This window comes from Shewanella sp. KT0246, assembly GCF_019654955.1.
Taxonomy (GTDB): Bacteria; Pseudomonadota; Gammaproteobacteria; order Enterobacterales; family Shewanellaceae; genus Shewanella; species Shewanella goraebulensis.
Genome location: NZ_BPEV01000011.1, coordinates 37,462 through 50,532 on the forward strand (window position 1 = coordinate 37,462; position 13,071 = coordinate 50,532).

Here is a 13,071-nt window from a genome sequence, read left to right on the forward strand (position 1 = left end):
TAACTTTATGAGTTCAACACAAACGCAGCCGAAAAATAAATCTTTGTTAGGCGGCGCAATGATTATTGCTGGTACCACGGTCGGTGCTGGCATGTTTTCCCTTCCTGTCGTCAGTGCCGGTATGTGGTTTGGCTACTCAATCGCAGTACTGATAGGTATTTGGTTTTGTATGTTGGTGTCTGGCTTAATGTTGCTTGAGACTAACTTGCACTTTAAACCAGGTGATAGTTTTGACACCTTAACCAAAGTTACCTTAGGCCAGTTTTGGCGTATTGTTAACGGCCTGTCGATTACCTTCGTGCTTTATATTCTCACCTACGCCTACATCAGTGGCGGTGGTTCAATCGTAAACCATACGCTTTCCGGTATGGGAATCCATTTACCACAAAGTATTGCTGGCTTAGTGTTTGCGCTAGTCTTGGCGGCTATTGTGATGATCAGTACTAAGGTAGTCGATCGCATTACTACTGTGATGCTGGGCGGCATGATCATTACCTTCTTTTTAGCAGTCGGTAATCTGCTCATTGATGTTGATAGCGTTAAGTTATTAGTGCCTGATGGCGAAGCGAGTTTTGCACCTTATATTTTAGCTGCCATTCCATTTGGTTTAACCAGTTTTGGTTACCATGGCAATGTGCCAAGTTTAGTTAAGTATTACGGCAAGCAGCCTAATTTAATTATTAAAGCCATCTGTATTGGTACCTTTATCGCGTTAGTGATTTATAGCTGTTGGTTAGTGGCAACCATGGGTAATATTCCTCGCAGTCATTTCAACGATATTATTGCTCAAGGTGGTAATATGGGCGTATTGGTTGGTGCATTATCGGATGTAATCTCTAACGCTTGGTTGAACACCATGCTGACTCTATTTGCTAATTTGGCAGTCGCTTCTTCATTCTTAGGCGTTACCTTAGGTTTATTCGATTACCTTGCTGATCTATTTGGTTTTGATGAGTCGGTTAATGGACGAATTAAAACAGCAGCAGTTACTTTTATTCCTCCTACGGTTTTAGGTTTGTTATTCCCGAACGGCTTTTTGATTGCAATTGGTTTTGCAGCATTAGCGGCAACCATTTGGGCAGCTATTGTGCCAGCTATGATGGCGTACAAGTCGCGTAAAATGTTCCCTGACGAAAATAGTTTCCGAGTCCCGGGCGGTACGCCTTTAGTTGTGATTGTTATCTTGTTTGGTGTATTAACTGCAGCATGTCATTTATTGGCTATGGCTGATTTATTGCCTGTGTATAAGTAATTAATTTTTTATTGTTTAATAATAAAAAGCCCTCTATTGAGGGCTTTTTTGATGCAATTTTTCAACATATTGTGTCGGTGATTGTCGGTGTAATCGATGAAAGCTTTTACTAAAACTGCGCACACTTGCGTAGCCAAGTAGTTGCGATATCTCCTTTACTGTTTTTCCTTCCAGCATGTATTTAATTGCTAAATTCCCCAAAATATAACGCATTAACTCTGTAAAACTGAATCCGTTACTTTGCAAGCGGCGTTGTAATTGCTGCCGTGAAAGGCCGCATTGATCAGCAAGTGAGTCCAATGTGGGTAATCCGTAAAAGCGAATATAATTCACTAATTCATAAAGTACCTTAGGGGTGTCATGGGTTTGCGGCATATTTAAATATGAATCAAGTTGGTTGAGGGTAATGCTGCTGGAGTTGCTTTTTTGAATGTGACTTGAGGTAGAAAATGAGGCTAAAAAATTCTGCTCTGAGCTAATGAGTGAATCGATATCTAACCAAATCTCCGTCAGTGGTGCATTCCAACTGACTTGGCAGCCAAACGCTTTCTCAACTCCTAGTTGTCCCATCGAAGGTCCACTTAATAGTACTTTCTTGGGTTGGTAATCTTTACCGAGAAAATATTTGCAAGTGTTTAATAATGTTAGCGCTACTCTTAATGAGTCATGTGACTTAGCTTTTGAGCTGACATAATCATTACGGTAACACCACTTTATGATTCTATTCGACTGAGCGCCGTAATAACTTGCGCCTGAATGAAAGCAGGCCATCGCATAATTGATTCGCCTAAAAGTAATGGCTAAATCCGGTGTGGCAAGGAACCAATTATTAGGCATGTTAAATCGACTGACTTTTAAATCATTTTGGATTGTTAGCATGTAATCCTGAGAGTTAGACAATTGCTCTATTTTGCTCAGCCATTTGGATACTTCAGTGAAGGGAATTAGCGTCATTGGCTCATTAAGCAAGCTTTCAGGTATCGATAAGTCTTTATGGCTTATCTTAAAGTGTTCTTGAACCCCTTTAAGCACAGGTAAAATACAGCAAACGCGGATAAAAGAAACATCAAATGCCATGTCAATTTCTCATAGATTTATTGAAAAGGTTAACGATATGTAGATGTCTAAACATATCAAAAATAGTCGAATATTGATACCTATGGGTACTTAGTGTTGCTCTTTTGGGTTTTGGATGCAAACTACGCAACATCTAAGTTTACCGAGGTGAGATCAATATGAGTTTATTCAGTATGCCATTCGTCGATACAGGTGTTGATGCTGCACTTCATGGCGTAGCCTTAGTGGTACTTGTAGGTGTGGTTGCCGCCGCAGGTATTGGATTTTGGAAGGTCCATGAGCTGCCAATTGATAAGGCGCACAAAGAAAACCATCAGCAAATAGGGTTGATTACTGCGCTCACCTGGATAGGGTTTCTGTGGCATTGGGTGTGGGTTTTAGCTGTGATGGTTGCCTTCATTGACAGCGGAAAAGCGCTAAGAAGGATAAGAGATATTTGGCGAGAGAATGAACGGGAAGTCCCTGTTACCGCCACTCCCGAAAAAGAGGAGACTAGCTCATGATTGAAGGTTTAGCCGTTTGGGCACTGTTTATTTATATTCTACGCATGGTTGGTATGCCGTGGAATAAAGGTACTAAAGCGTTTGCCTATTTAGGTGGAACAGGTTGGTTAATGTTTGTTTGGGTCGGTTTATTAAATTACGCACCTATGGATATAACAGGCGGTTCGGTGGTGCAATCACCTCATATTCAATTGCGTCCTGCTTCAACAAAAATCAAGGGCAATGTAAAGGGCATTTATGTTGAACCTAATGAAAGAGTAGTGGCAGGGCAGTTGATATATGAATTGGATGATGAGCCGTATCAAATAGCGCTAAATAAGGCTGTTGTTGGTAAGCAAACTGCTGCAGTCGCATTATCTTTAGCAAAAGAAGATATCAATATTGCGGAGAAAGAACTACAAGCAGCGGATTCTGATGAAGCCATAAGTAAAAACCAGTTACATGCAGCGCAGAAAGATTTAGCGTGGAAACAAACAACTCTTGCGCGTTATGTAGAGCAAAATAGTAAAGTTCCAGATACCATCACTGAAAGTCAGTTAGATGAGCAACAAACTAGTGTGGATTTAGCTCAAGCTAAAGTGGACTCATACACCACTCAGATAGCAAAAGCTAAAACTGAAGTGCAAAAAGCTAAGCTTGATATTCAAAAGGCCCACTTAACTGTTGAAAGCCGTCAATCGGACTTAGAAAGTGAAATTGAAAACGTGGCTCAAGCCCAGTGGAATCTTGATAATACGAAGGTTTACGCACCCGCCAATGGTTATTTGACGAACTTTATCATGCGTGAAGGCCAGTATGTTGGTGTGGCACCGCGGATTCAAATGTATACCGATGAAAAGTATGTGTTGATGCGAGTGAATCATCAAGCCATTCGTAATGTAGAAGTAGGGCAAATGGCTGAATTTGCATCGGCGGTTTACCCAAGCAAGATCTTCAATGCTGAGGTTGAAGGGATTATTGAAGCGACAGGTGAAGCACAAGGCAGTTTACTGGCCCGTGATGACAATGTAAGGCAAACTACTGGGCAGAATATTAATAATAAGCATCACTTTGTCCGCTTGAAGCTACATGAGTCAGACAACTATGATATTCCAGTAGGCTCGGTAGGCTTAGCTTGGGTATCGGGTACTAAACCTGCTGAGTTCATGGGCTTTTTAGATGTGATTCGCGGCATTATTATTCGAATGAAATCTCAGATTTACTACATTTGGTCTATATAACGAAATTAGGACCTGCTGATCTTTTAAGGTTGTTTTGCAGCGAATCAATAATCATTGCTTACTGTAAACCTAAATGTATAGCTAATAAATATTGATAATTAGAAGGTTAGATTACACCATCATAAAAACGTCCTCCAATGAGGGCGTTTTTTTATGGGATAAATAGTTACCAAAGTCACTCGACAGCAGGCTTAAAACGGTCTTAACTATAGTACTCATCCTCACTCTTCCTTATCCATGGACAGGTTGCCATTGGCAATACTGCAGCGGATTACGATGATTAATAGTTCAAGGACGGCTCATTATGAACGTGACTCAATACTTACAAGGGCAACCATGTTGGGTAGAACTGGCAAGCCATGACTGGTTTTCTGCTAAAGGTTTCTATCAGAATTTATTTCAATGGCATGCTGACGACATGCCGATGCCTGAAGGGCATTACACCATGTTGCAAATCGACGGTGATGATATAGGTGCAATGTATCAAATGCCAAAAGAGATGGCGTCACAGCCGACTCATTGGGAGTTATATTTTGCCGTTGATAATGTCGATGAAACGGTAAAAGCCATTAAACATGCAGGCGGTGAAATTATTGCAGGCCCCCATGAGGTTGGCGACTCCGGTCGAATGGCTGTGTGCCATGATCCTGAAGGTGCGCGTTTCTCCATTTGGCAAGCCATTGAGCATATCGGAATTAAACGTACTTTTGAGCCTAATACCCTGTGTTGGGTTGAATACATGTGCCGAAACGCTGCTGTATCTAAAAGCTTTTATTGCCAAGTATTGGGTTTTGATACCGAAACGGTGGATATGTCAGAAATGGGTATTGGAGATTACGTGCAATGGATGGTTGCCAAGCAAGCCGTTGGTGGCATGATGGAAATGACCGAAGAATTCGGTGATATGCCATCCCACTGGATGCTGTACTTTAGCGTTGATGATTGTGATGCGATGGCGGCTAAAGCAGATGAATTGGGTGGCAAGATTTGTGTGCCACCGACTGATATACCTGATGTGGGGCGCTTTGCGGTGATAGACGACCCTCAAGGTGGGACATTTTCAATCATTAAATTGGCTGCTACTGATTGCTAAAAGATAATTTGCTTTAACCAAGGCTAAGGGTTTGTTAGCTTAAGTTAGCTTTGCTTATCACTTTTGTTTATAAAGAAAGCAAAGCTTTACCTCTAATCAACCAAGCTCAAGGAAGCAGCATGCAGCAGACAAAACAACAAAAATTAGCTGATATTCAAAAGAAAATGACCATGGTGGCAGTGATTGATTTTCCTGGTACTTTGTTAGTAGCCGCGGGCTTATATGGCATATTTTCAGGCTTTGGTATCGAGACGATGCCAATGTTAGATAACTCCAATGTCCATTTTGCCATGTTAGGTATAGGTGGAGTGATTATGTTGTGGGGGCTGATGAAAATGTTCCAATTAGCCAAGCTGAAACAGCAAGTTCAGAATGATGAGTCATAGTGACTAGCAAACTATGGTGAGAGTATCAGTAAAAAAGGCGCCCTAGGCGCCTTTTTAGTATGTGCTTATTCGCAAATTGTTATCGTTTAGCTCAGCGATTTAGGCAACTTCCTGCCATATACCAGTAAGTAAATAGCCGGAATGACAAACAATGATAGTAGCGGCGCTGTGACCATACCGCCCACCATCGGGGCAGCAATCTTCTGCATCACCTCATTACCCGTACCACTTCCCCACATAATAGGCAGTAAGCCGAAAAATATGGTGGCTACAGTCATGGCTTTTGGGCGTATTCGCATTACGGCGCCGTGAATTAATGCTTCACTTAAATCGCTACGTTGGTTGTATTGCCCCTTGGCTTGTCTGTCCTTAATGCTGTTATTTAAATACACTTGCATAACCACACCAAACTCAGCTGCAACACCAGCTAACGCAATCATCCCAACGGATACTGCAACTGAGAAATTAAAGTCTAATAAGTACAATAACCATGCACTGCCTACTAATGAGAACGGCAGGCTTAGCATGATCACCGATGCTTGAATAAATGAACTAAAGGTCATCATTAATAGCATGAAGATCACTGCCAGCATGAGCGGGATCACTAGCCCCATTTTCGCTTCAACTCGCTGCATGTACTCATATTGACCTGCAAAGCTGTAGCTGTATCGAGGAGGTAACTGAATTTGCTCATTTAAAGCTTCTTTCGCCGTGGTAATGTACTCACCTATGGATATGTTATCTAAATCGACAAATACCCAGCTGATCAGTCGACCGTTTTCACTAGCCAACATAGGCGCGCCATCACTGATAGTGATGGTAGCTAAATTGCCCAATGGTAGGTATTTCCCTGTTTTAGTCATCACAGGCAAGTCACGTAGTTTTTCGATGCTGTCACGTAATTCGCGTGGGTAACGAATATTAATCGGGTAGCGTTCCTGTCCCTGAATTGATTGACCCACTTGCATACCGCCAATGGCCATTTGCACCACATCTTGGATGTCTTTGAGGGTCATACCGTATCGAGCTGCATTTTTAAGGTTTGGTTCAATATCAATATAGCGCCCACCACTGGTTCGCTGTGCAAAGGCTGACTTAGTCCCTGGTAACTGGCTCACCACAGCTTCAATCTCAGTGCCGATACGTTGTAACTCATCAATATCTGCGCCAGAAATTTTAATTCCTACTGGTGTTCGCACTCCTGTCGATAGCATGTCGATACGGGTTTTAATCGGTTGCACCCATGCGTTGGTCATGCCCGGTACTTTGACGGTTTTTTGCAGCTCAGCAATGATCCCTTCAAGTGTCATTCCTTCACGCCATGTATCACGAGGATTAAGCATTATCGTGGTTTCTAACATAGTTAACGGCGCAGGATCGGTAGCTGTCATTGCTCGGCCAACTTTACCAAATACCCGTTTAACTTCAGGGACAGTTTTAATGAGTCGGTCGGTTTGCTGCAAAATTTCAGCGGCTTTACCAGCGCTAACACTTGGTAGGGTGGTTGGCATATAAAGCAAATCACCTTCTTCAAGTTCAGGCATAAATTCGCTGCCCATTTTTGTCATTGGATAAACCGCACTGCCAAGAGCAATGATGGCCAATAAAATGGTGAACTTTGGAAAACGCAGCACTAAGCGCAGTATTGGTTCGTAAATGGCAATTAAAAATCTACTAAGAGGGTTTTTCTTCTCATCAGGGATTTTGCCTCGAACAAAGTAACCCATTAATACCGGAATTAAAGTAATAGCGAGAATTGCACTGGCAGCCATGGCAAAGGTTTTAGTAAATGCCAGAGGGTGGAATAATCGCCCTTCTTGAGCTTCAAGGGCAAATACGGGCACAAAGCTTAAGGTGATTATCAATAAGCTGAAAAACAGTGCTGGCCCCACTTCCACAGACGCTTTACGGACTAGTTCCCAATGGGTTTCGCCAGTGGGCGTTTGGCCATTATGTTTTTCCCGATATTGCTCTAAATGTTTATGAACGTTTTCGACCATCACAATGGCGGCATCCACCACCGCTCCTATGGCAATGGCTATCCCCCCTAAACTCATGATGTTGGCGTTTACCCCGATAATATTCATCACAATAAAGCTGATTAATATTGAGATTGGTAACGAGATAATGGCTACGAGTGTTGAGCGAGCATGGAGTAAGAAAATCAGGCAGATAATGCCGACGACCATCATTTCTTCGAGTACTTTGTTTTTGAGGTTATCCACTGAATTGAGGATAAGCTCAGAGCGATCGTAAGTGATAACTAACTCAACGCCGTCAGGTAGACCGTTTTCAATTTCTTTGAGTTTATCTTTAACGTTATTGATGGTGGCGAGAGCGTTTTCGCCGTAACGCATGACGACAATACCGCCGACGACTTCACCTTTGCCATCAAGCTCTGCAATGCCTCGCCTTGCCGCAGGTCCTGTGCGCAGTTGCGCCACATCTTTCATCAATATTGGTGTGCCAGATTCAGAGACTATGCCTAACGGAATTTCCCTAAAGTCAGCCAGTGTTTGACGATAACCTGTTGAAGTTATCATGTACTCGGCTTCTGCCATTTCAATGACTGAACCACCAGTTGAGCTATTGGAATTGTCTAAGGCATTTTTTACAGTCATTAAATCAATTTGATACAAAGCCAACTTATGCGGATCAACAATGATTTGGTATGACTGTTCCATGCCGCCAATAGTGGCCACTTCTGATACGCCGCCGACGCTTTGCAATTCAAGTTTTAAAAACCAATCTTGTAATGAGCGTAACTGGGCTAAATCATGTTGGCCTTTTCGATCAACCAAAGCGTATTGAAATACCCAACCAACCCCTGATGCATCAGGCCCCAGAGTGGGGGTGACATTGTCAGGTAGTTGACCTTGGGTTTGTGATAAATACTCCAATACTCGTGATCGAGCCCAATAAATGTCTGTGCCGTCTTCAAAAATAATGTAGACGTAAGAGTCGCCAAACATTGAAAAGCCGCGGACAGTTTTAGCTCCAGGTACGGCGAGCATTGCGGTCGATAACGGGTAAGTTATCTGATCTTCAACTAATTGTGGTGCTTGTCCTGGATAAGAGGTTTTTACAATCACTTGCACATCTGACAAGTCAGGTAGTGCATCGAGTGGTGTCATGCGCATGGCTTGATAACCAATTAAGGCAATCACTGCAGTAAGCACTAACACCATCGCCCTTTGTCTAATCGAGGCGCTGATAATTCTTTCTAACATAGCAGTCTCCGATTAGTGATGTGCGTGCGCATCAGGTGTAAGTTCAGGTTTGGTGTTACCACCACTTAAGCGCTGTAAGCTACCTTGAATACTGGCTTCTGAATCGAGTAAGAATTGTCCTGAAACAATCACTTTTTCACCATCTTGCAGTCCGTCGATAATTTCGGCTTTGCCTTGGGCTATCATGCCAACTTTTACTGCGACAGAGGCAAAGCTATTGTCGTCACGCTGCACAACGACTCGATTTTCTCGACCAGTTTGGATTAAGGCTTCAGTTGGGATCGATAATACTCCGCGCTTAGGGCCACCGAACAATTTCACATCCACTAATGTGCCGGGTTTCAACAGCTTACTTGGGTTATCGAGCTTGATGCGCACACGCATAGCTTTCGAAACAGGGTCTAGTTCAGGGTAAATGTAGTCAATAGTCGATTCTAAATCGAAAATACCTTGAGCAGCTGAAGTGACTTCAACTGGTCGACCTAGCTCAAGCCAGCTTTGTTCGTTTTCAAATACATCTGCAATGACCCAGACACTTTTTAAATCGACGATTTCAAATAAGGTAGTGCCAGGCTCTACAAACATGCCGTGACGCACAGATAACTTGCTGACAAAGCCGTCTTGGTCCGCATAATAAGGGACGCGGTAAATGGTTTCACCAGTACGTTCAAGTTGCTTAATTGTGCTATTGCTGACGCCTAACAATTCAAGGCGCATACGCGCTTTACGCAGTAAACTCGCGCCGCGGTTTTTATCTTGCTTAAGGTAGTCAACAGCTTGCATGTAATCATCTTGGGCGGTGATTAACTCAGGTGAGTAAAGCTCGTAGAGCAGTTGGCCTTTCTTCACTTTTTGGCCGACATTGTGCACCATTAAAGTCTCAAGCCAGCCGTCAACACGAGTATGGGCGTGACCGATACGGTTTTCATTGTATTCGACGGTGCCTATGGTTTTGACAAGCTTCCATAAGGTTCCTTTGGTAACTTGTTCACTGCGCATGCCTAAGGCTTGCTGCATCCCGCCTGAAACATCAACGGTGAGCTCTTCACCTGTTGAAGCGCCCATGGTAACTTTTTCTAAATCCATCCCACATATTGGACAGGTACCCTGTTCATCTGAAATGACATGGGGATGCATTGGACAAACGTATTTTATATTGGCTTCATCATTTGACTGAGCTGCTTTCAATGTAGGCTTGGGCTGACTGAGTAATGCGTCTGCTTTGGTTTGAGTTCCAGTTGCATTTGAAGCCGAAGCCGATTGTTGCTCTGATACAGCTTGATGTGCATGACCAGCATGTTCATCTACGCTTGACTCCTCTTCCTCTTCTTTGACTAAAAACATATTGCATTGCGAACATCGTCCTGCCTCATGGCTAGTTTCTTCAGGGTGCATCGGGCAGTAATAATTGTCTTGTTGGTTCTGTGGTAATGTTTGTGCATGCTCAGCATGCTCATCTTTATTTGTTGTCTCGTTTTTCACTAAAAACATATTACATTGCGAGCATCGTCCAGCCTCATGGCTAGTTTCTTCGGGGTGCATTGGGCAGTAATAATTGTTTTGCTGGTTCTGTGATGATGTTTGTGCAGAGTTATGTGTATGCTCTGCATGTTCATCTTTAATTGCAGCCTCTTCTTTGACTAAAAACATATTGCACAACGAGCATCGTCCAGCCTCATGGCTGGTTTCTTCGGGGTGCATTGGGCAGTAATAATTGTTTTGTAGTTTCTGCGATGATGTTGCTTCGCTTGCCATTGATTGTGACTCTTGGGCTAGTCCTATTTGTGGCGTCGCTATTAATACCAAACTTAATGCACCAACAGCATAATTCCTGAATGCTGAAAATATGAATGTACTCATAATGCCTATCTCCACTTTATTTCTTAGTGATGCTGGTGCTCTGTTGTTTGCTTAGCGATTGGCTCTAGGTTCATGCCACACTTTGGACATGTGTCTCCAGCTTTCCCTGTAATAGCGGGGTTCATTGGGCACGCATGTGTGTGAGCTGACTCAGCTTTGTTCGGGCAATTATCACAAGATTTGCCTTTTGACTCAGCTTTGTTAGGGCAGTTGTCACAAGATTTGCCTTTTGAGTCAGCTTTGTTCGAGCAATTATCACAACACTTGCCTTTTGATTCAGCCTTGTTCGGGCAGTTATCACAGCATTTGCCGTTTGATTCAGCCTTGTTCGGACAGTTATCACAGCATTTGCCTTTTGACTCAGCCTTGTTTGGGTAGTTGTCACAGCATTTAGTTGGAGCTTGGGTTTGCTCTAAATACATACCGCACTGAGGACAGGTGTCGCCTTTTTTACCTGTGACATCTTTATGCATTGGGCAGACATATTCAGCATGAGTCTGAGTTGATGAACTCTGATGCATGCCGTGATCATGTTTATGCTCGTGTGCAGAAACCGCAGGGGACAATGTAAAAAACAGAAAGGTAGTTAATACCATACTAATAAAGGTTTTCATAACGTAACTCCATCATAGAGATGGCCGGAACTGTTGCGTATCAGCGCAATAGCAAGGCGGCACAAATATTTTGCGAAATTAAAAAGATTAAAATAGGGCTAAAACGATGCGAATTAGGCTATTGGAGGTCTTAGATCTTGCAGCAAAGAGATAGAGTGGAAATGAGGCATTGGAGTAGCCATTGCAATGTCGGATATGTTGTTACCTGGCCAAGGTGAAAAGCTTAACAACGTACCTGTTACTGTTATCACCAAACAATGATTACAATCGAGTTCACAGCTCATCTTACCTTCACAACAGTGCGTTGATTCAATAGCTTGCTGTGCAATCTGCGCTGTTTTACAACAGTCAGTATTTGCGGCTTGATTGGTTTGCTGGTGATGTGTTTCGACTTGCATGCTTTGCATTGGAGCTTCATGAGCTTGGGCGTTGCTTATCATCAATGAACCATTAGTTAGCATCACCTGGCTCAACATTGTGAGCAGTGTAAAAACTATAAATGAATGACGAAGTTTGTTAAACATGAATATTCCAATAAAAAAGCAGCGTTGAGTTTAGCAATAGTTCTCACATCATGTGTTGATAAAGTTCACGTTTTTACTTTGTACGGATTCTGTCGTTAAAACAGTAAACTACAGAGCTGATATCGACGTCTTAAGTGATAGCACTAAAACAATCACTAACCGAATTGCCATTTTGAGCGAATAACAACCTTGTTAGTTAATTTCACCTTGACCCTATATTGGTAAATTTCAGTTAATTAAAACAGTGATAACAATATGAGTGTGTTCATATCCAACCAAGTAAGTATGTTTTGTTAACACTTTCAGACTTTAACAATTGTCTAAAGCCTCGAACCAATCAAGAACCTAAAATGTAGAGTCATTAAGTTAATGATAGTTCATTACTTTTATCATGAATGTGATTTATATGAACCTTACTAAGAATGTTAAAGAATCTTTGCCAATATGCTCGGCTTGTATTAGGTTTAAGTAAGTTGGATTGTATCACTAATATTGTGGTTTATTAGATCTAGCTCTCATTTTGAGCATAATATGGCAACTTATTAATTAAAACATGTCCTTAAATCGTTTTTTTAAGGCTAAAACCACCTAGAATACAATTATTATTTTTTAGAATTTAAAAATTATATTTTAGAGTTTAAGAATTATAAATTAAAAATTTTTACTGGAGATGACCGATGAACTGGCGTGCACTTTTCAAACCAAGCGCAAAATATTCAATTATCGCACTGATTATAGTCGGTGTGGTTATGGGCGTAGTGGGTTACTTCGCTACCCAACAGACTTTACATGCGACAAGTACAGATGAGTTCTGTATGACTTGTCACAGTAACCATTCATTGAAAGATGAAGTATTAGCTTCGGCACATGGCGGCGGTCGCGCTGGTGTGACTGTTCAGTGTCAAGATTGTCACCTTCCACACGGCCCAGTTGATTACTTGGTTAAGAAAATCATTGTATCTAAAGATTTATATGGTTTCATGACAATTAAAGATTTCAATACGCAGGCTTGGTTAGATGAAAACCGTAAAGAGCAAGCTGACTTAGCGCTTAAATATTTCGAAGCGACTGATTCTGCTAACTGCCAACATTGTCATACTCGTATCTACGAAAACCAACCAGAAGATATGAAGAAAATGGCGAAAAGAATGCATGAGCGTAACGCGAAGCAAGAAGGCGACAAGAGAAAAACTTGTGTAGATTGTCATAAAGGTGTTGCTCACCCTTACCCTAAAAAGTAAGTCGACCTTCACAATAAAGAGTGAATCGGGAGTGATGACCCGAAGATGTAATAAAGCCTCACTTCGGTGAG

11 protein-coding genes are annotated in these 13,071 nt (G+C 42.1%); 6 read left to right on the forward strand and 5 right to left on the reverse strand.

Annotated elements, in window-relative coordinates:
- Positions 1-7 precede the first annotated feature (7 nt).
- Positions 8-1,252: a tryptophan permease gene (gene mtr / locus K5Q58_RS07085; protein WP_220753249.1), complete on the forward strand. Its 1,245-nt coding sequence runs from the start codon at positions 8-10 to the stop codon at positions 1,250-1,252.
- A 33-nt stretch (positions 1,253-1,285) separates the two neighbouring features.
- Here mtr and K5Q58_RS07090 read toward each other — a convergent pair whose 3' ends face one another.
- Entirely contained in the window at positions 1,286-2,329 is a 1,044-nt protein-coding gene (locus K5Q58_RS07090; RefSeq protein ID WP_220753250.1) for a helix-turn-helix transcriptional regulator, read from the reverse strand.
- 158 nt (positions 2,330-2,487) lie between these two features.
- Here K5Q58_RS07090 and K5Q58_RS07095 point away from each other — a divergent pair, with 158 nt between their 5' ends.
- The 4 genes from K5Q58_RS07095 (at position 2,488) to K5Q58_RS07110 (ending at position 5,531) form a co-directional block, all read left to right on the forward strand.
- Entirely contained in the window at positions 2,488-2,832 is a 345-nt protein-coding gene (locus tag K5Q58_RS07095; RefSeq protein WP_220753251.1) for an MFS transporter, read from the forward strand.
- Positions 2,829-4,052 (forward strand): HlyD family secretion protein, encoded by a 1,224-nt coding sequence (locus K5Q58_RS07100; RefSeq protein WP_220753252.1) that lies wholly within the window; start codon positions 2,829-2,831, stop codon positions 4,050-4,052. Before K5Q58_RS07095 ends, K5Q58_RS07100 begins: the two co-directional genes overlap by 4 nt.
- 304 nt (positions 4,053-4,356) lie before the next feature.
- Entirely contained in the window at positions 4,357-5,145 is a 789-nt protein-coding gene (locus K5Q58_RS07105) for a VOC family protein (protein ID WP_220753253.1), read from the forward strand.
- 119 nt (positions 5,146-5,264) lie between these two features.
- Positions 5,265-5,531, forward strand: coding sequence for a CorA family divalent cation transporter (locus K5Q58_RS07110; protein ID WP_220753254.1), 267 nt, complete (start codon positions 5,265-5,267; stop codon positions 5,529-5,531).
- A gap of 86 nt (positions 5,532-5,617) precedes the next feature.
- Here the strand turns inward: K5Q58_RS07110 and K5Q58_RS07115 are convergent, their stop codons facing one another.
- The 4 genes from K5Q58_RS07115 to K5Q58_RS07130 form a co-directional block, all read right to left on the reverse strand.
- Positions 5,618-8,761 (reverse strand): efflux RND transporter permease subunit, encoded by a 3,144-nt coding sequence (locus K5Q58_RS07115; protein ID WP_220753255.1) that lies wholly within the window; start codon positions 8,759-8,761, stop codon positions 5,618-5,620.
- 12 nt (positions 8,762-8,773) lie between these two features.
- On the reverse strand, positions 8,774-10,621 hold the full coding sequence (locus tag K5Q58_RS07120) for an efflux RND transporter periplasmic adaptor subunit (protein WP_220753256.1): 1,848 nt from the start codon (positions 10,619-10,621) through the stop codon (positions 8,774-8,776).
- Positions 10,622-10,644: 23 nt separating this feature from the next.
- Complete coding sequence (locus tag K5Q58_RS07125; RefSeq protein WP_220753257.1) at positions 10,645-11,235, reverse strand: heavy metal-binding domain-containing protein; 591 nt, start codon at positions 11,233-11,235, stop codon at positions 10,645-10,647.
- Between the two features lie 113 nt (positions 11,236-11,348).
- Positions 11,349-11,675, reverse strand: coding sequence for a hypothetical protein (locus K5Q58_RS07130; RefSeq protein ID WP_259651268.1), 327 nt, complete (start codon positions 11,673-11,675; stop codon positions 11,349-11,351).
- Positions 11,676-12,436: 761 nt separating this feature from the next.
- Between K5Q58_RS07130 and K5Q58_RS07135 the strand changes: the two genes are divergently transcribed.
- Positions 12,437-13,000 carry a NapC/NirT family cytochrome c gene (locus K5Q58_RS07135; RefSeq protein ID WP_220753259.1) on the forward strand — a complete coding sequence of 188 codons (564 nt, stop codon included), beginning with the start codon at positions 12,437-12,439 and terminating at the stop codon, positions 12,998-13,000.
- Positions 13,001-13,071: the final 71 nt, after the last annotated feature.